Origin of the sequence: Thalassovita mediterranea (genome assembly GCF_001458435.1) — a bacterium.
In the GTDB taxonomy this organism is placed as follows: domain Bacteria; phylum Pseudomonadota; class Alphaproteobacteria; order Rhodobacterales; family Rhodobacteraceae; genus Thalassobius; species Thalassobius mediterraneus.
Genome location: NZ_CYSF01000006.1, coordinates 277,693 through 295,268, shown reverse-complemented (window position 1 = coordinate 295,268; position 17,576 = coordinate 277,693). Strand labels below are relative to the sequence as shown.

The window sequence follows — 17,576 nt, the reverse complement described above, 5'->3', positions numbered from 1 at the left end:
GACGAGTGCGAGAGAGAAACGCATGGAATTGCCTGCCTTGATGTGATAGTTATTCGTAAATTTAGCAAATAGCGACTAAATCATGCTTGATGATCTGGACCGGCGCATATTGCGCTACATGCAGGGCGATCCTGACACATCCATCCCCGATCTGGCCGATCGTATCGGCATGACCGCATCGCGTCTGTCGCGGCGACTGGATAAGTTGCGCGAAACCGGCGTGATCCTTGGCACCCGCGCGGTGATCAACTGGCAGGCGCTGGGATATGCGGTTGAGGTGTCGCTGCGCACCACGCTGGACAAAACCCAGACCCGCGCCTTTGACGAATTTATCGAAGCGGCGCGTTTGATCCCAGAGGTGGTGGAAATTCAAACCTTTCTTGGGCAGGTGGACGTGCGCCTGTCGGTGATCGCTCGCGATATGGCCCATTATCAGGATATCTACCGCGAACAGATCCTAACGCTGCCTCATATCAATGACATTGAGGCCTTGATGCAGGTGGCGCGGATCAAATCAGACGAAAGCCTGCCGATATGATCGACCTGGATGACATCGACCGCCAGATCCTCTTGGCCCTGTCACGCGATGCGACGCAAAGCGCGTCGGCCCTTGGGCGTCGGTTCAGCCTCAGCCAGCCTGCCACATGGCGGCGGATCAAACGTTTGCAGGATGCAGGCATCATCGCGGGCCGCAAGCTGGATCTGGATAAGGAAAAGCTGGGGTTTGGCGTGACCGTCTTCCTCGGGATCAAATTGGCGACCAAGGGGCGTGTGAGCCTAGAGGATTTTGAGCGCGCCGTCGCCGCGATCCCAGAGGTGCAGACGGTCGAACACGTCCTTGGCATGTATGACTATCGCCTGCGTGTCACGGCGCGCGACATTTCCGACTTTGAACGGGTGCTGCGGCGCCGGATCATGACCCTGCCGGGGGCCGGTAATGTAGAGGCAAACGTGCTGCTCAGCGAAGAACGCCGTCCCGGACCACTGGGCCTACCCACCGGATCGTGAGCGATCTGGGCGACCCGAGCGCAACTTGGCCCTTGGACCCTGTCGCAGGGGCGCATAAACAGGTCGCACGGAAAACACACTATACGCCCAGAAAACAAAGGATGTGCCATGGCTGCGCTGCTGGATACCGTTGACCCTGACGGTCTGTTGGAATTTTCGGTCGTCTTCACTGACCGCTCTCTTAACCACATGTCGGCAGCCTTTCAGGGCGTGATGACCGATATTTCTTCGATGCTGAAAGAGGTCTACAATGCCGATGCCGTCGCCTTGGTGCCCGGTGGTGGATCCTACGCGATGGAGGCGGTGGCCCGTCAGTTCGGCCACGATGCTCATGCGTTGATCGTGCGTAACGGCTGGTTTTCCTACCGCTGGAGCCAGATTTTCGATGCAGGCGACTTCGCCGCTGAAACCACCGTGTTCAAGGCCCGCCAGACCGGCAACGGCATTGCCGAGCCTTTCGCACCCGCCCCGATCGAAGAGGTGGTTGCTGCGATCCAAGAGGCCAAGCCCGATGTGGTCTTTGCCCCGCATGTGGAAACCTCTGCCGGGTTGATCCTGCCGGATGATTATATCAAGGCGCTGGCCGCAGCCGCCCATGAGGTTGGCGCGCTGATGGTGCTGGATTGCATCGCCTCTGGCTGTGCGTGGGTGGATATGAAGGAAACCGGCGTTGATGTGCTGATTTCCGCACCGCAAAAGGGCTGGTCGGCTTCCCCCTCCGCAGGTCTGGTGATGTTGTCCGCGCGGGCTGAGGAACGGTTGGCCGCAACCACCTCTGACAGCTTTGCCATTGATCTGAAAAAATGGCGCGACATCATGGTCGCCTATGAAAACGGTGGCCACGCCTATCACGCCACCATGCCCACCGATGCGCTGCGGGCCTTCCGCGACACGATGGTTGAGACCAAGGACTATGGTTTTGACAAGCTGCGCGATGCGCAATGGGCGCTGGGCAACGGTGTGCGTGCCATGCTTGCAGACAAGGGCATCACCTCTGTCGCCGCCGAAGGTTTCGGCGCCCCCGGCGTGGTGGTCAGCTACACAAGCGATCCGGCCATTCAGAACGGTAGCAAGTTTGCGGCCGAGGGTATGCAAATCGCCGCTGGTGTACCGCTGGCCTGTGATGAGCCTGAGGGCTTTATGACCTTCCGCCTTGGCCTCTTTGGTCTCGATAAACTCTATGACGTGGACGCCACGCTGGCGCGTTTGCAAACCACGCTGGACAAGGTTCTTTAAATCCAAAAGGCCGCCGATTTCACCTCGGCGGCCTTTCATCGTTTCAAAAATACTCCGGGTGAATGCGTTCAAAATCTCATTTTGAACGCAGAGGGCAGCGCCCTCAATCGCGGTGGCTTATCCCCGCGCACCCAATCCCATCTGCATCATCAGCTTGCGCACTGGCGCCATGGAATAAATCGCGTTCAGCCCCGTTGCCCGCAGATCCCGCAATGGCTGCGCCGCCATCATCGACGCACGGTTCAGCACATCAATGCCTGCGGCGCGCACCTGCACCTCGCGGTGGCGTTGGCGGTTGAACTCTGCCAGCATTTTGGCATCGCCCAAACCTTCGGGCCGTGCCACAGCCAGATCGCGCAGCACACGCATATCGCCCAGCGACATGTTCAGACCCTGTGCGCCAATGGGCGGCACCACATGCGCAGCCTCGGCCACCAGCGCGATGCGTTCGCCGTCCATACGTTCAGCTACTTGATTGATGATCGGCCAGACCGTGCGGCGCGATGCCAGCTTCAACGGGCCAAACAACTGGCAGGACCGTTCGTTCATCGCGGTCTCAAACTCTGCCTCAGGCAGGTCGGCCAGCCGCGCGACCTCCGGCCCCTGTTCCATCCACACTATCGCCGAGGAGGGCAGCCCGTTGTAATCAGGCAGTGGCACCAGCGTGAAGGGGCCGCCGGAACGGTGAATTTCCGTCGACACATTTTCATGCGGAATCGGGTGGGTCACGGCAAAGGCCAGCGCCTTTTGGCCGTAGCGGGTGGTTTTCACTTTGATCCCTGCCGCCTCGCGCATGGGGGAATTGCGCCCATCTGCGGCGACAACCAGTTTGCAGGTGACAGTGCTGCCATCGCTAAGGCCGACCTTCGCCATCGAGGTGCGGGTAAAAAGCGTCGTCGTGCCAGTGCCGGGGCGGAAGGTAACGTTTTCCATCGCGTCCAGATGCGCGGTCAACTCACGACGCAGCAGCCAGTTGGGCAGGTTCCAGCCAAAGGGTTTGTCGGAAATGTCGGAGGCGTTGAAATCTTTGACGATGCGCGGTTCTGCTACCGCGCCGCCTGCGTCCACGATGCGCATGATCTGCAGCGGTGCAGCCTCATCTGCCAGTCGCGTCCAGAGGCCTGCTTCTTCCAGCAGGGTTTGCGAGGGCTGCAAAAACGCGGTGGTGCGCATGTCCGAACCCTGCACATCGCGTTCTGTAACAGGCGGTGTGGGATCCACGCAGATCACCGAAAACCCCGCCTGACCGAACATCGCGGCAGCGGTCAGGCCGGCGACACCACCGCCGGACACTAGGATATCTACGTCATATGTTTGCATTGGACTGCCTCCTGTTGAGCGGCAATTTAGCTCTAACTGTCAGGCAGTCCAAGCGGCATCCTGTCACCCGCGGCTGATCACGATCAGCATGATGTACAGGACGGGAACGGCGCAGAGCGCAGGGATGTAAAGGCCGGGCACACCAAAGGTGTAGATCGACAGGCCCCACAGAACCGCAGCGATCAGTGCAAACAGGAAGCCGATCATTTCGCCAGAGTTCTTTTTCTCTGCTTTGGCAGGGGCTTCTACGTTCAGGTTTGCTTCGGTTGCGGTCATGGCGTGTCTCCAATCTTGGGTAAGGCAGAGGCGCGCTTTACGGGCCGCTGTCGGTTTGTGACAAGCACATAGTCCCGTAACCGCCAGAACCCCAGTGGTGAATGCTGCTCTGCGGCAACGCGCCGCGCTGGGGTGTCAGGGGGGCTGATCGCTCTTGTCAGGACGCGGTCAGGCGTTGCAGGAACGCCGTCAGGTCATCTGTGTGGTGATGGATATGGTCGCCATCATGCGGATCAGGGGCCACATGCACCGTTTTCATGCCCAGTTGATGCGGCACGGCCAGATTGCGCGGATCATCTTCAAACATTGCCGCGCGATCTGGCGTGATCCCGTCTTTGGCAAAGACCATTTGAAAGGCTTCCAATTCAGGTTTGGGGCGGAAATCTGCGTGTTCTACGCCATAGATTGCATCAAACAATCCGGTCAGGCCGCGCGCCGCCAGCACCCGTTCCGCATATGGGGCGGAGCCGTTGGTGTAGACAATCTTGCGCCCCGGCAGGTCGCGGATGTGGGCGGCCAGATCGTGATCCTGTTCCAGATGATCCAGCGAGATTTCATGCACCTCTGTCAGATAGGGACCAGGATCCACATCATGTTCGCGCATCAATCCCGCCAGTGTGGTGCCATAGGTGGCCCAATAGTGGCTGCGCAGGTAATCTGCCCGTGCCTGATCGACGCCAAGCGTCTGCATGACATAATTGGTCATCTTCACCTCGATCTGATCAAAGAGGCGGGCGTGGGGCGGGTAAAGCGTGTTATCAAGGTCAAAGACCCATTGATCCACATGTGCAAAATCTTGTTTCGGCATGCGCGAAACCTAGGCGTTTGGCCCCCTGTGGGCAAGGGGCGGACTGTGGCACGGCACAGAGGTCGGTTTCATCCGCCAGTTTGCCTTGATCCTGCGCGCGGGGGCGTTACTGTGCGCCGATACTGTATGTCGCATCTTGCCACTGAACCAACCCCATAGCCCACTTCGGAGAGGCTCCATGACAGACACCAAACCGCAAAAAGACGCCTACCGCCTGATCTTGGAGGCGATCGACAGCGGCATTTACAGACCCGGTGATCGGTTGGTCGAAAGCGAGTTGGCAGATCGTTTCGGTGTATCGCGCACGCCGATCCGTGAGGCGCTTCAGCGTTTGGAAACGCAATCCTTGCTGGCGCGTGACGGGCGCAGCTTAATCGTCGCATCGCTGGATCATAACCAGCTAAGCGAACTTTATGCTGTACGGGCCGAACTGGAAGCACTCGCCGCACGCCTTGCCGCACGGCACGCCACCAAAGAAGAGGTGGGCGTACTGCGCGACATGGTCGAAGAAGACCGTCAGTTGGTAGATGATCCTTCCGCCCTGAGTCGCGCAAACCGTCGGTTCCATAAACAGATCCATCTGGCCTCTCACAACCGCTACCTGGTGCAGCAGTTGGATATGGTTCACCGGACGATGGCCCTTATGGCGACCACCTCGCTGGCGGCCGAAGGGCGCGGTGTGGATGCGTTGGCCGAGCACGATGCAATTGTCACAGCGATCGCTGCGGGTGACGAGCAACGCGCGGGTGATGCGCTGAAACAGCACATTTCCAAGGCGTTTACCACGCGCCTTAAGCTTGATTCACGTAACATCAGCCGGCTGGGCTGATCCCGCTTGGAGGCGGATCGGCGTTTGATCTGACATATCAGCCGTGTCCTGCGCATGTCCGTGCTGCGTTTTGTCCCAGTAGAACGGGGCAATGATCAGTTCTATCGAGGCCTTGTAGGCGGCGAATACAGCCATTGGAAAATAGAGGTGCAGGGTCGGCACCCACGGCAATAGATACCGCCGTTCACGCGGATGGCAGGCGGTGATGGCGACCGCGAACGTCAGGCATTCGACAACGATAAAACCAACGACCACCGCCTGTAGCAGCGGGGCGGGCGCCACGGATTGCAGCGGGTGGCCAAACCCCAATGGCAGGATCCAGAAACTCCACAACAATGGTGCCAGAAAGAACTGCGATAGGGCGGTGACGAAATGCAGTTGTACGCCGCAAAACTGCCAGACGCCCAGTTGGTGCAGCAGTTGTCGTGGTGACCGCATGTGAACCAAGTAGGTGGCGATATACCCCTTTAACCAGCGTGATCGTTGCCGCACCCACGATAGCGGGCGACAGGTTGCTTCTTCGAATGTGGTGCTGGCCAGCATTTCGATCCGGTAGCCGTGGCGCGCCAGGCGGATGCCCAAGTCTGCATCCTCGGTCACGTTATGTGCATCCCACCCCCCTAGGGTGAGCAGGACATCGCGGCGACAGAAAACGGTGGTGCCCCCGAGCGGTATCGCAAAACCCAAGCGGCGCATGCCAGGCAGCATCACACGAAACCATGCGGCGTATTCAATGGTGAAACAGCGTGCGATCCAGTTTTGGCGTGGGTTGTAGTAATCTAGGATACCCTGTACGCCCGCCAGATCATCGGGCGCGTCGTGCAAGGCGGCGGCCACTTTGCGCAGTTGATCGGGTTCTGGCGCATCTTCGGCGTCATAAATTCCGATGATATCGCCACGGCAGAAATCCAGTGCGTAATTCATCGCCCGTGGTTTGGTACGCGGGGTGCCATCGGGCACGATAATCACACGCAGATGCATTGGTAGGTCGGCACGCTCCATTGCGGTGCGTGTGATCTGGTCGCTTTCTTCTAGCAGAACCAGAACCTCCAGCAGCGCATTTGGGTAATCGAGCCTGTTTAGGCGGCGCAATAGGTTTGGGAGAACCTCTGGCTCTTTGTAAAGAGGAACCAAAACGCTGATATGGGGCAGCGGACTGTGCTGCGCTACACTGTGGGACGTGCGCGGCCTTGTCAGAAAAGAGGCGAGCGAGAGTGTTTTCATTGTCGCTGCCAGCACCAATGTTAGCAATGCCCAAAGTGTCAGTGCCAGAAAAGTCGGCTGCGGCCAAAAGGCAAAGCAAACGATCATAGCAACTGGTACAGACCCGAGTGTTATGGTGCGCCGGTTAGGCCGTAGGCCCCAGGTGCGGCAGCTTTCGTGCAGATCGACCCGCGCGCTGGCCGCAAGGGATAGCTGGGTGTCGCACATGGCCTGCACCTGCGCGTGAATTCTGGACCGCGGCGCGTATTGCAAAGCGCAATCTGACCAATCCAGATCAGCACGCAAGGCTTTGGGTTCAAATTCGGCCGGATTAGCCACGGCCAGATGCAGTTTTCCAGCCCGTCGGTAAAGCGGCAGCGCTGACAAGCGCAGACACCGTTGTGGGTCAAACCCTGCCAGCACATCGGGTGCAACGTCGCTGCAGTCGCCAATGTAGTAGGGCAGGCCCAACCAGTCGGCATGGTAACGCGCCAGCGTCTCTTCGTGGTTTGGGTGCAATGCGCAAAGGCTGTCAAACAGGGGTATTCCACGGCGCAATGCCAACTGCTGCGCCGCGAGCAACTCGGCGGCTTTGATAAGGCCGTGATCCAGAACATACTGGCCGAATTGGGGCGCGAGGGCGGTGGGTGCGTTTTTGGGCACCACACTTGGCGGCTGCGGACGGTCCACCGCACCCTGGAATGCACCGCGGCCTGAGCCGTTGATGGTCACAGCGCCAGAGCTGACGCGCCGCAGCAGATCGGGTGAATGCGTAGAAACCAAAAAATCGCCCCTGTACCAGACAGGAGCGATTTTTGTTCATTGCCGTTAACATTAGGTTAACGGTGTCAGGCAATGCCCGTTTTTAGCCGCGTGCGGCCATGTTTTCGGCAAAACGCTCGAACAGGTAGTAGCTATCCTGCGGACCCGGGCTTGCCTCGGGGTGATGCTGCACGGAGAAGACCGGTTTGTCGGTGATGCGAATGCCACAGTTCGACCCGTCAAACAGCGACACGTGGCTTTCCTCGACCCCTTCGGGCAGGGATTGCGCGTCCACTGCAAAGCCGTGGTTCATCGAGGTGATCTCTACCTTGCCGGTCGCGTGTTCCTTCACGGGGTGGTTGGCGCCGTGGTGGCCGTGGCTCATCTTGATGGTTTTGGCACCCAGTGCCAGCGCCAGCATCTGGTGGCCCAGACAAATGCCAAAGACCGGCAGGTCTGCTTCCAAAACGCCTTTGATCATCGGCACGGCGTATTCGCCAGTGGCCGCGGGATCGCCGGGACCGTTCGACAGGAACACACCATCGGGATTGTGCGACAGCACCTCTTCTGCGGTGGCGGTGGCAGGCAGGACGGTCACGTCACAACCGGCCGAGGCCAAGCAGCGCAGGATGTTGCGCTTGGCACCGAAATCAACGGCAACCACCTTGTGCTTCGGCGCCTCTTGGCGCGGGTAGCCATCGGGCCATGCCCAACGCATTTCGTCCCACTTGTAGGATTGGGCGCAGGTCACATCCTTGGCCAGATCCATGCCTTCCAGACCGGCAAAGTCACGCGCTTTTGCAACCAGCGCCTCAACGTCGAAGTTGCCTTCGGGATCGTGGGCCAGTGCCACATGCGGTGCGCCTTGTTGGCGGATTGCGCGGGTCAGGCGGCGGGTGTCGATGCCGCCGATGGCGATGCGGCCGCGTTTGGCCATCCAGTCGTCCAGCACCTCGACGTTACGCCAGTTGCTGGGATCGGTCGGATCCCATTTCACCACCATGCCAGCCGCAACCGGATCGCCGGTTTCGTCATCTTCGGGGTTGGTGCCGGTGTTGCCGATGTGCGGGAAGGTAAAGGTCACGATCTGGCCCGCATAAGAGGGGTCAGTCATGATTTCCTGATAGCCGGTCATTGCGGTGTTGAAGCACAGTTCCGCCTGCGTCACACCGGTGGCGCCAAATCCGCGACCGTAGAAAACGGTACCATCAGCAAGGGCAAGACATGCGGTGGGGCGGGTATCGGGCTCGTGGGCCATGTGTCTCATCTCCGGTGTGGGCAAATTGCGCGGGTAATACGGCTGCAGGGGGCGGGGGTCAAGGCTGTTTGAGCCAAGCGGAGCAGGTTTTACGCATCACTTCGCCCAAGTGGCGCGCACGCTTGCCGTGAACGTAAGGCAACGGTTGTCACCGGCAACGGTTACGGCTAGGGTCAGCGGCTATCGGAAACCCTTGGGGATGGGACCAAATGGAATTGCGTGACCGTGTCATGGCCGAAATGAAACAGGCTATGAAAGACAAAAACACCACCCGTGTATCGACTCTGCGTTTGATCAATGCCGCGATCAAAGACCGTGATATTGCCGCCCGTGGCGAAGGCCGTGACGAAGGCGTCAGCGACGCGGATGTGCTGGCGATCCTTGGCAAAATGGTCAAACAGCGCCAGGAAAGCGCCCGCCAATACGAAGAGGCCAGCCGGTTTGATCTGGCAGAGCGTGAGCAGGTGGAAATCGCTGTGATCGAAGACTTTCTGCCGCGTCAGTTGAACGACGATGAGGTGGCCAATGCCGTGGATGCTGCGATCGCCGAGGTTGGCGGCAGCTCGATTCGCGATATGGGCAAGGTGATGGGCGTGCTGAAAGGCCAATACACCGGCCAGATGGACTTCGGCGCCGTCGGCCCGATGGTTAAGGACCGCCTGAGCGCCTAAGCGCGATCAGATCTGTGACAAGGGAAGGGGCCGGGTGGCCCCTTTTTTGTGTTTGCGGTTTATCTGTTCGCTGAGGTCAGGCGCTGCGCCCACCCCCGCCCCGCAGAAGGGCAATGGCGCCCCACAGCAGGAACAGCGGTAGGACTATCATCCGCAGCACAAACACGCCGATCAGGGTGAGGGAGGCGTGGAGGATTGTATCCGCCTCACTCACAAAAACGCTTGCTGCATCCAAATACTGGCGGCTGCTCTCAAACACGCCCCGCACGCCATCGGCGGCATCATTCCATGTGTTGCTGATGGAGGAAAACCAGCCGTCATCCTCCGCCACGTTGGTGGCGACAGGCTGCGCGTCCTTGCCGTTGCCAATCAGCAGGTTCGCCTGCTGTGCCACGCGGTCAATCTCGCCCTGTGCGGCGGTCCTCTGTGCCTCGGTCGCCCATGTGCCGAAAGTGCTGCCACAGGTGAAGACCAAAGGCATTGCCACCCCAAGGATCAGGCCAAAGCGTTGGGCTTTGCCGCTTAGCGCGCTGAGCGGCTGCGGTAGGGTATGCATTGAGCGGAGGAGGAGGCCCAAACCCAGAAGACTCAATCCGATTGAGGCGACCGGCCCCAACCCCACTGTTGCCAACGCCGCCGCGGCGGCGACAAGGAACAGGGCGTCAGCGACCCGTTCTACGGTATCATCGACGGGTTCCAAAACCTTGAGCGGCTGCAAGCTGGCCTGCCCACCAAGAGAGGCGCCAATCTCAATCTCTTGTGCGGTGGACAGGGCGGCGTTGATGGCGCGTAGCGAGATGTAGACAGCGACGGTCGCGGTTGCCACGTCTTGTGCGCGATGTTCTGCCGTGGTGATCAACGGGTTCGCATCGGAGCGACCGTTTAGACCAGCAATGCCAATGGCGAGGCAGCTAAGCGCCACCAGCACCATCAGGATCGGTTTCAGGCGTGAAAATGCAGGTGCCGTCATTGAGTATATCTTTCCCTAAAAGAACAGGGGCAGCATCGCTGAAACAGCTGCTGATGTCGCGGGGAAAAATCGGACGTGGCAGATCAGGGGGCTTGTACTTGCTGAAGGGCCTTCAGGTAGTCTTTCAACTCGCCAAACAGCACCTTACGTTCATCCTCTGACAGGAAACTGCCGATTTCTACCTGTCGCCCGTTGCCGGACAGCGTGATGTAGAACGGGACCTTGCCGCCGGAAACGTGCATGTCCACCCGCGCCCAGTAGCAGTTACAGCGCCATTCCTGTGTGGGGCCTTTGACCGGTTTGTGTGTCAGGCACAGTTCGTCGCCCCTCAGGTGCAGCTCTTCTAGAATGTCGCCGGATTTGTAGGACTGCTCCAGTCCCCACCAAAGGCCAGCCACCATCAGCAGCACAAAGGGCAGTAGCCCCCATAGCGCCATCGTCCCGAGTACCCCCAGGAGCGGTATCAGACTAAGCCCAAATGCCAAGAGGATCATCCAGGCAAAACCGCGTCGCGGCAGCGATCGGAATGGTGTCAGGCTCAGTGCGGGAACTGCACTGTCGGGAACGCTAGGAGAGGGGGACCATTGATGCGGCATGAGGCAAGTGTAGGGCGAGGCCCGCTTTAGGAAAGGGCTAAAGAAAAGGCCCCGGAGCGTTACTCCGGGGCCTTGGCGTTTTCAGTGGCTCAGGCGCTTAGTGCGCGGGCGCCTTGTCCCAGTCTTCCTGCTTGGGGAGCGTCTCAAAGGTGTGCTCCGGCGGCGGGCAGGGCAGGGTCCACTCCAGCGTGTCTGCGTATTCGTTCCAGTAGTTGTTCTCTTCAACCTTACGGCCGCGCAGCAGAGCGTGGATCACGATGCCGAAGAACAGGATGAACGATGCAAACGAGATCATGGCACCAACGGAGCTGATCTTGTTGAAGTAGGCGAATGCCTCTGGGTAGTCGATGTAACGACGCGGCATGCCCTGACGACCCAGGAAGTGCTGCGGGAAGAAGGTTACGTTCACACCGATGAAGAACAGCCAGAAGTGGATCTTGGCGGCAAATTCATTGTAGTGACGGCCCGTCATCTTGCCGAAGTAGAAGTAGATACCGGCAAAGATGGTGAACGCAGCACCCATCGACATGGTGTAGTGGAAGTGTGCAACAACATAGTAGGTGTCGTGGTAGGCGCGGTCTACGCCAGCCTGCGACAGAACGATGCCGGTCACACCACCGATGGTGAACAGTACGAGGAAGCCCAGACCGAACAGCATCGGCGCTTTGAATTCCAGCGAGCCGCCCCACATGGTTGCGATCCACGAGAAGATCTTAACACCCGTCGGAACCGCGATGACCATGGTGGCCAGCATGAAGTAGGACTGCTGGGTCAGCGACATGCCAACGGTGTACATGTGGTGCGCCCAAACAACGAAGCCCAGACCGCCAATGGCGATCAGCGCCCATACCATCGGCAGGTAGCCGAAAACGGGCTTGCGGGCGAAGGTTGCGAACACGTGGGATACCAGACCGAAGCCGGGCAGAATCACGATGTACACTTCGGGGTGACCAAAGAACCACAGAATGTGCTGGTACAGGATCGGGTCGCCGCCGCCAGCAGGGTCAAAGAAGGTGGTGCCGAAGTTACGGTCGGTCAGCAGCATGGTGATCGCGCCCGCCAGAACCGGCAGCGACAGAAGAATCAGCCACGAGGTAACGAAGATCGACCAAGCGAACAGCGGAACCTTGAACAGGGTCATGCCGGGGGCACGCATGTTCAGGAAGGTGGTGATCATGTTGATCGCACCCAGGATCGAGGAGGCACCGGAAACGTGTACCGCGAAGATCGCCAGATCCATCGACATGCCGCCTTCGTTGGTGGACAGCGGCGGATACAGAACCCAACCAACACCGGAGCCCAGCTGCCCGTTGCCACCGGGGCTCAGCATCGAAGCGACACCCAGGGCGGTACCAGCGAAGTACATCCAGTAGGACAGGTTGTTCATGCGCGGGAACGCCATGTCCGGCGCGCCGATCTGCAAGGGCATGAAATAGTTGCCAAAACCGCCGAACAGTGCGGGAATAACAACAAAGAACATCATCAGAACACCGTGGTAGGTGATCAGGACGTTCCACAGGTGGCCGTTGGGGGTACAGGGTTCAGCCATGAAGCCTTCGAGGCACATGTATTGAACGCCGGGCTCCATCAGCTCCAGTCGCATGTAAACGGTGAAACAGACCGAAATCAGACCGACGATTGCCGATGTGATCAGGTATAGGATACCGATGTCCTTGTGGTTGGTCGACATGAACCAGCGCGTGAAAAAGCTGCGCTCATCTTCATGATCGTGGCCGTGGATGGCTGCGTCTGCCATTCTTGCCTCCTGTTGGTGTGTTTAAAAGGCGCAAGGGGAAAGCCCCCACGCGTCTGTGATCAGGACTTGTTTTAGTTTGGTGTGCCGAGCGGGGCAATTGGTGAATTTGATTTAGATCAAACTAATTTGTCGCACCTGCCTGCAGGGCCCTGTTTTTCAGGGTGACTGATGCCAGAAAACGCTGCTTTTGGGCAAATAAAAACAGGCGCCCGCAAGGCGCCTGCATTGGCCGCAAATCTGCGACCTAAAACCGGGGACGCACGCCCCCTGAAAACCTTATTCGGTCGCGGCAGGTGCCACAGACGCCAGATAAGCTGCGACGTCTTCGCCGCCTTTCTTCAGTTTGAAGGTCATTTTGGATTTCGCTTTGGAATCACCAGTGACTTCTTTCAGGTAGCCTTTGGGGTCTTTGACGTATGCGGCCAGGGTGGTTTCGTCCCAGATCAGGCCGCCTTCACCGGCAGCAACGATCGAGGCGCCGTATTTGAAACCTTCGACGCTACCGGCTTGTTTGCCGATGATGCCGTAGAGGTTGGGGCCGGTCTTGCCGCCTTTGACGATCACGTCGCCTTCGTCGGATTTCAGCATGTGGCAGGATTTGCACTTGTTAAAGGCTTTCTTGCCTTTGTCCGCGTCGCCTTCAGCGAAAGCGGGGGCGGTCAGTGCGGCCAGTGCAGCAGTTGCGATCAGCAGTTTTTTCATTGCGTGCCTCGTGTTTGATATGGGTTCGCGTCGGTGCCACTAAATAATGGGCTCGTTAGAATAACAACCGTCTTCGCGGTTTTGTGTACGGTCCGAAATGTCGCAGGCAGATGTTTGCCAATCCTGACGGGGCGGTGATTGGCGCAGCTTCTTGTGCACAGTTTGGTGATGAACAAAACGGCAGCGGACTGTGGCGTTATAGGTTGGTTACCCTTGGCAAACTATAAAGGCGTAGCTTTGCCAAGGGCTCTTCTGCTTTGGCAGCTTTGCGTGTATAGGGGCACGGTCGGCCCTTGGGGGTCGGCTTCATACTGAATTTTGACTGTACTCAACACGAAGGGTTAGATCCATGACCACCAAGGTTTTCATCGACGGCGAAGCAGGCACGACGGGGCTCCAGATCCGCGACCGCCTGATCCGCCGCGATGACATCGAACTGGTGCAGATCGACCCAGCCCTGCGTAAGGATGCGGAAGCGCGCAAGGCGGCCTTTGCTGCTGCAGATGTGGCGATTCTGTGCTTGCCCGATCAGGCCGCGATCGAAGCGGTTGAATTGTCCAAAGATCTGGACGTGCGCATCATTGATGCCTCGACCGCGCATCGGGTGAACCCTGACTGGGCCTATGGCCTGCCGGAACTGTCCGCTGACCAAGAGGCGCAGATCAAATCGGCGCGTTATGTGGCCAACTGCGGTTGCTATGCGACCGGCGCGATTGTGCTGCTGGCGCCGCTGATCAAAGCGGGCCTGCTGCCAGCAGATGCCTCTGTTAATATCAATGCGATTTCCGGCTATACTGGCGGTGGCAAGGGGCTGATTGGTGAATACGAAGAGGGCAGCGCGCCTGATGCGTTCCTCTACGCTACAGGCATGTCGCATAAACACCTGCCCGAGATCATGAATTTCACCGGTCTGACAGCGAAACCGATCTTTGTGCCGTCTGTCGGCAACTTTGCCCAAGGGATGGCGGTATCGATCCCGCTGCATCTGGCGGACCTGCCGGGTGATGTCAGCATGGGCGACGTTCACGCGGCACTGGCTGCGGCCTACGCAGGCGCGGCGCATGTAAAGGTTGCGGACCTTGCCGATCAGGACAGTCGTATTGATCCGACAGCTAACAACGACACCAATGACCTGACCGTATATGTCCGCGGCAACGCCGAAGACGGGCGGGTGGTGCTGGTTGCGGTTCTTGATAACCTCGGTAAGGGCGCATCGGGTGCGGCGGTGCAAAACCTTGACCTGATGATCAGCGCCTAACGCACGATCTTATCTGAATACACAAAGGCCCCGATGCAATCATCGGGGCCTTTGGCGTTGAAGGGGGTACCTTGCATCAGATTGCACGGCGCGAGCGGTGCAAATGGCGCCGGAGCATGTCGACCGGCGTAAACATCACTAGGTTACCACTGAGCGCCAGCATCAACCCCGCCGCATTCATGATCCCCCAGCTATATCCCTCAACCACGGTAGAGATCGCCAGCGCGACAATTGGGAACATCACTGTGGCATAGGCGGCCTTGGCCGATCCGATGCGGGCCACCATGATCAGATAGGTGGTGAACCCCACAACGGTGCCGATCACCGACAGATAAGCCAGCGCGCCCAGATAGATGGGATCGCGGGGCAGGCTGACAGGCGTGCCGCTCAGCCAGATCAGTGCAAGCAGGATCAGCGCGCCATAACTCATGCCCCAGGCGTTCGCGGTCACCGGACTGATCCCATGTGCCGAATTGCGCCGCGACACCATATTGCCCAGCGAAAAGCACAAGGTGCCAATCCCCGCAAACACCATCCCTATCCAGGCATTCGCCCCGACGCGCGCATCCGCAATATCGCCAGCAAAGATCAACGCCAGCCCGCCAAGCCCCAGCAGCGCTGCCAACAGGGTCTGTCCACTGATCCGGTCGCCAAAGAACAACCGCGCGTTCACCGCGTTAAACACCGTCGCCAGCGAAAAGATGAGTGAGATTACCCCAGACGGCAGGTAGCCTGCAGCTGTGTAAAAACAGAGGAAGTTGAAACTGAACAGGCACATTGCCTGCAACCAGATCCACCGTTGGGCCTGCCAGTTGGGCCATTCCAGTCGCCGCAGCAGCGCCAGCCCCAGAACAAACACCACCCCAGCCAATGCGAACCGGTAAAAGACCGATACCAGTACAGGTACATCGCCCACCTGTAGCGCGATAGCGATCCATGTTGTGCCCCAGATCAGGACGGTGGTGATGAATAGCAACAGCGTCATGGACGGTCCTCCGAATAGTCGGGGTGGGGGTAATGGCTGCGCTGGGCTGTGTATTGCACAATCTTGCGGTAATCATTCAGGTCAGCGATTTTGACCATTCCCCTCTAACCGTCTGATGCCTAAAAACGTGCTGTAGATTTGAATTGTGTGACATGAGATGACCGCGACCCCTCCTTCAGTTGCCGGATTTCTGGCTGCCTCGCCTCAGGCGCGGCGAGAGGGGCATATTGACCTTGGTTTCCAGCGGCAGGCATCACTCTGGCGCAATTGCGATGATCGCGTCAGCTATGTCGCGCCAGAGGGGCATTGCTTCAGCTTCTACGCCCAAGGCGGGCGCGGCACCCGTCGTGTCGACGGCGCGCCGATCAGCGGTTGGGCTGGCGCGGTTTGTATTTTGCCGCATGGTATGGATTCAGAGTGGGAGATCACCGATCCTTTTGCTTTCGTTCATCTCTATATGAGTGATGCGGAACTGCGCCGCGTCTTTGCCGAGACGTTTGATTGCGACAGTCGCTTGATGGAACTTAGCGATGAAACCTATTTCGATGCACCATGGTTGGCGGGGCATTTCCTGACCATTCAACAGGCCACCGCCAGCGGCAATCCGGTGCAAGCAGAAGAAGCCGTAAGTGAATTGGTGCATGGGATCTTTGCCGAAGGGATCGGCGTCACGCAGCGGCGGCGGCAACTGGCGGGTGGACTGTCGCCCTACCGGATGCGGCAGATCCGCGATTATGTGTGCGCCGACCTGTCGCGCAAGGTGACACTGCATGATCTGGCACGGCTGTGCGACCTGTCGGAATTTCACCTGCAACGCAGTTTCCGTACCACCCTAGGCATCAGTCCAAACGACTGGTTGCTGCGGCAAAGGATCGAAGCAGCCAAGCAGATGATCCGTAAAGGTGCCCCTTTGGCTGACGTGGCCAGCGCAACTGGATTTTCCAGTCAGAGCCACCTGAGCCGATCGTTCAAGGCACACGCAGGGCTGACGCCGGGGGCGTATCGACGCCTTTTGTAAGTTGCGGTTTGCGGCTGTGTTCAGCGCGGCAGTAAACTGGCTTCTTTGATCTTGGGCATATTGGCGCGGCTAACGGGGATTTCGTCACCGTTGATCATTGTCAGAATGGCACGGTCACCTTCGCGGCGGACGGATTTGACCTGATCGAATGCAGCCCAGTGGGATCTGTGTACCTGTGCGCCAGGGGTAGAGCCGACTTCGCGGATAGCATCGGACAGGCGCATCAGAATCATTTCTTCGCCTTGCAGGGTTTTGATGCGCACATAGTGATCTTCTACGCTGAGCGCGACCAACGGGCCGCGTTTGTCAAAGGGCAGTCGTTCCCAAATCGGCGGCGTTATGTCTGCATCCGCCGGGGTGACGCTCTCTCCGATGGGTGGTGTGTTGGTGACTTCGTCATCTGTTGATGAGGACGCTGGCAAAGCGGCCGCAGCTGCCTTGCGGCGTTTGTGGCTGAAATGGATGACGCTTGCGCTGACAATCAGACAAATACCGAAAAGGATGGGGAGCAGCCTGCTCAGTTCCTCAGACGTTGGGGACCAATCCAATGTGAGCATGTTCATCGTCAGAACAAGCGCAGAAATACCCACGCCAGTTGCGACTGTGCTGGCAAGAATATGGAGGATCAGGCCCCGCTGTTCCAACTTTGGGCGAAACAGGATTGCCATCAGACTACCCCAGCCATAGCTGGCAATACTGACGACACCCCAATAGCCCAAACGCTCGGCTATGTTCAGCATGTCGATGGTGCCAAAAGGCCCCACCAGTGCAAGCACCCCCCACACACTGGCCAAGATGGTCATGGTTTCCGGTAGTGTCATATGACGCCGCCATTCACGCAGCGCGGGCTGTGGGGTCGGGTCAGTCACGAAATCCACCTATGAATTTGCGAAGGAGTGATGGCACGGGCGCATGGCCTT

18 protein-coding genes are annotated in these 17,576 nt (G+C 58.7%); 7 read left to right on the top strand and 11 right to left on the bottom strand.

What is annotated here, in order from left to right; all coding sequences use genetic code 11:
• Positions 1–82: 82 nt before the first annotated feature.
• From TM5383_RS05355 to TM5383_RS05345, 3 genes are all read left to right on the top strand, one after another.
• Positions 83–538 (top strand): Lrp/AsnC family transcriptional regulator, encoded by a 456-nt coding sequence (locus tag TM5383_RS05355; protein WP_058317998.1) that lies wholly within the window; start codon positions 83–85, stop codon positions 536–538.
• The gene (locus TM5383_RS05350; protein WP_058317997.1) at positions 535–1,008 is read left to right on the top strand and encodes an Lrp/AsnC family transcriptional regulator; all 474 of its coding nucleotides are present in this window, start codon (positions 535–537) and stop codon (positions 1,006–1,008) included. Before TM5383_RS05355 ends, TM5383_RS05350 begins: the two co-directional genes overlap by 4 nt.
• 108 nt (positions 1,009–1,116) lie before the next feature.
• Positions 1,117–2,244, top strand: a complete 1,128-nt coding sequence (locus TM5383_RS05345; RefSeq protein ID WP_058317996.1) for an aminotransferase class V-fold PLP-dependent enzyme — start codon at positions 1,117–1,119, stop codon at positions 2,242–2,244.
• 117 nt (positions 2,245–2,361) lie between these two features.
• Here the strand turns inward: TM5383_RS05345 and TM5383_RS05340 are convergent, their stop codons facing one another.
• From TM5383_RS05340 to TM5383_RS05330, 3 genes are all read right to left on the bottom strand, one after another.
• The gene (locus TM5383_RS05340; protein ID WP_058317995.1) at positions 2,362–3,564 is read right to left on the bottom strand and encodes a UbiH/UbiF family hydroxylase; all 1,203 of its coding nucleotides are present in this window, start codon (positions 3,562–3,564) and stop codon (positions 2,362–2,364) included.
• Positions 3,565–3,627: 63 nt separating this feature from the next.
• Positions 3,628–3,840, bottom strand: coding sequence for a hypothetical protein (locus TM5383_RS05335; protein ID WP_058317994.1), 213 nt, complete (start codon positions 3,838–3,840; stop codon positions 3,628–3,630).
• Positions 3,841–3,997: 157 nt separating this feature from the next.
• Positions 3,998–4,648 carry a pyrimidine 5'-nucleotidase gene (locus TM5383_RS05330; protein ID WP_058317993.1) on the bottom strand — a complete coding sequence of 217 codons (651 nt, stop codon included), beginning with the start codon at positions 4,646–4,648 and terminating at the stop codon, positions 3,998–4,000.
• A gap of 178 nt (positions 4,649–4,826) precedes the next feature.
• Here TM5383_RS05330 and TM5383_RS05325 point away from each other — a divergent pair, with 178 nt between their 5' ends.
• Entirely contained in the window at positions 4,827–5,477 is a 651-nt protein-coding gene (locus tag TM5383_RS05325; protein WP_058317992.1) for a GntR family transcriptional regulator, read from the top strand.
• On the opposite strand, the gene TM5383_RS05320 is transcribed toward TM5383_RS05325, so the two are convergent.
• Together TM5383_RS05320 and carA are read right to left on the bottom strand one after the other, a co-directional pair.
• Positions 5,451–7,463 carry a glycosyltransferase gene (locus TM5383_RS05320; RefSeq protein ID WP_058317991.1) on the bottom strand — a complete coding sequence of 671 codons (2,013 nt, stop codon included), beginning with the start codon at positions 7,461–7,463 and terminating at the stop codon, positions 5,451–5,453. The genes TM5383_RS05325 and TM5383_RS05320 overlap by 27 nt on opposite strands.
• A gap of 82 nt (positions 7,464–7,545) precedes the next feature.
• A complete protein-coding gene (gene carA / locus TM5383_RS05315) occupies positions 7,546–8,700 on the bottom strand; it encodes a glutamine-hydrolyzing carbamoyl-phosphate synthase small subunit (protein ID WP_058317990.1) in 1,155 nt (384 codons plus the stop codon).
• 209 nt (positions 8,701–8,909) lie between these two features.
• Between carA and TM5383_RS05310 the strand changes: the two genes are divergently transcribed.
• Complete coding sequence (locus TM5383_RS05310) at positions 8,910–9,371, top strand: GatB/YqeY domain-containing protein (RefSeq protein WP_058317989.1); 462 nt, start codon at positions 8,910–8,912, stop codon at positions 9,369–9,371.
• A gap of 76 nt (positions 9,372–9,447) precedes the next feature.
• Here TM5383_RS05310 and TM5383_RS05305 read toward each other — a convergent pair whose 3' ends face one another.
• The 4 genes from TM5383_RS05305 to TM5383_RS05290 form a co-directional block, all read right to left on the bottom strand.
• A complete protein-coding gene (locus TM5383_RS05305; protein WP_058317988.1) occupies positions 9,448–10,341 on the bottom strand; it encodes a hypothetical protein in 894 nt (297 codons plus the stop codon).
• 83 nt (positions 10,342–10,424) lie between these two features.
• The gene (locus TM5383_RS05300) at positions 10,425–10,937 is read right to left on the bottom strand and encodes a DUF2244 domain-containing protein (protein WP_058317987.1); all 513 of its coding nucleotides are present in this window, start codon (positions 10,935–10,937) and stop codon (positions 10,425–10,427) included.
• Between the two features lie 97 nt (positions 10,938–11,034).
• Positions 11,035–12,693: a cytochrome c oxidase subunit I gene (gene ctaD, locus TM5383_RS05295; protein ID WP_058317986.1), complete on the bottom strand. Its 1,659-nt coding sequence runs from the start codon at positions 12,691–12,693 to the stop codon at positions 11,035–11,037.
• Positions 12,694–12,969: 276 nt separating this feature from the next.
• Positions 12,970–13,395 (bottom strand): c-type cytochrome, encoded by a 426-nt coding sequence (locus TM5383_RS05290; RefSeq protein ID WP_058317985.1) that lies wholly within the window; start codon positions 13,393–13,395, stop codon positions 12,970–12,972.
• A 349-nt stretch (positions 13,396–13,744) separates the two neighbouring features.
• Here TM5383_RS05290 and argC point away from each other — a divergent pair, with 349 nt between their 5' ends.
• On the top strand, positions 13,745–14,653 hold the full coding sequence (gene argC / locus TM5383_RS05285; RefSeq protein ID WP_058317984.1) for an N-acetyl-gamma-glutamyl-phosphate reductase: 909 nt from the start codon (positions 13,745–13,747) through the stop codon (positions 14,651–14,653).
• Between the two features lie 76 nt (positions 14,654–14,729).
• On the opposite strand, the gene TM5383_RS05280 is transcribed toward argC, so the two are convergent.
• Positions 14,730–15,638 (bottom strand): DMT family transporter, encoded by a 909-nt coding sequence (locus TM5383_RS05280; RefSeq protein WP_058317983.1) that lies wholly within the window; start codon positions 15,636–15,638, stop codon positions 14,730–14,732.
• A 157-nt stretch (positions 15,639–15,795) separates the two neighbouring features.
• Between TM5383_RS05280 and TM5383_RS05275 the strand changes: the two genes are divergently transcribed.
• A complete protein-coding gene (locus TM5383_RS05275) occupies positions 15,796–16,656 on the top strand; it encodes a helix-turn-helix transcriptional regulator (protein WP_058317982.1) in 861 nt (286 codons plus the stop codon).
• 20 nt (positions 16,657–16,676) lie between these two features.
• On the opposite strand, the gene TM5383_RS05270 is transcribed toward TM5383_RS05275, so the two are convergent.
• A complete protein-coding gene (locus tag TM5383_RS05270) occupies positions 16,677–17,525 on the bottom strand; it encodes a LytTR family DNA-binding domain-containing protein (protein ID WP_143570201.1) in 849 nt (282 codons plus the stop codon).
• Positions 17,526–17,576: the final 51 nt, after the last annotated feature.

Coding starts and splice junctions, on each gene's coding strand:
- TM5383_RS05355 (WP_058317998.1), top strand. CDS start 83: ATGCTTGATGATCTGGACCGGCGCATATTGCGCTACATGCAGGGCGAT.
- TM5383_RS05350 (WP_058317997.1), top strand. CDS start 535: ATGATCGACCTGGATGACATCGACCGCCAGATCCTCTTGGCCCTGTCA.
- TM5383_RS05345 (WP_058317996.1), top strand. CDS start 1,117: ATGGCTGCGCTGCTGGATACCGTTGACCCTGACGGTCTGTTGGAATTT.
- TM5383_RS05340 (WP_058317995.1), bottom strand. CDS start 3,564: ATGCAAACATATGACGTAGATATCCTAGTGTCCGGCGGTGGTGTCGCC.
- TM5383_RS05335 (WP_058317994.1), bottom strand. CDS start 3,840: ATGACCGCAACCGAAGCAAACCTGAACGTAGAAGCCCCTGCCAAAGCA.
- TM5383_RS05330 (WP_058317993.1), bottom strand. CDS start 4,648: ATGCCGAAACAAGATTTTGCACATGTGGATCAATGGGTCTTTGACCTT.
- TM5383_RS05325 (WP_058317992.1), top strand. CDS start 4,827: ATGACAGACACCAAACCGCAAAAAGACGCCTACCGCCTGATCTTGGAG.
- carA (WP_058317990.1), bottom strand. CDS start 8,700: ATGGCCCACGAGCCCGATACCCGCCCCACCGCATGTCTTGCCCTTGCT.
- TM5383_RS05310 (WP_058317989.1), top strand. CDS start 8,910: ATGGAATTGCGTGACCGTGTCATGGCCGAAATGAAACAGGCTATGAAA.
- TM5383_RS05305 (WP_058317988.1), bottom strand. CDS start 10,341: ATGACGGCACCTGCATTTTCACGCCTGAAACCGATCCTGATGGTGCTG.
- TM5383_RS05300 (WP_058317987.1), bottom strand. CDS start 10,937: ATGCCGCATCAATGGTCCCCCTCTCCTAGCGTTCCCGACAGTGCAGTT.
- ctaD (WP_058317986.1), bottom strand. CDS start 12,693: ATGGCAGACGCAGCCATCCACGGCCACGATCATGAAGATGAGCGCAGC.
- TM5383_RS05290 (WP_058317985.1), bottom strand. CDS start 13,395: ATGAAAAAACTGCTGATCGCAACTGCTGCACTGGCCGCACTGACCGCC.
- argC (WP_058317984.1), top strand. CDS start 13,745: ATGACCACCAAGGTTTTCATCGACGGCGAAGCAGGCACGACGGGGCTC.
- TM5383_RS05280 (WP_058317983.1), bottom strand. CDS start 15,638: ATGACGCTGTTGCTATTCATCACCACCGTCCTGATCTGGGGCACAACA.
- TM5383_RS05275 (WP_058317982.1), top strand. CDS start 15,796: ATGACCGCGACCCCTCCTTCAGTTGCCGGATTTCTGGCTGCCTCGCCT.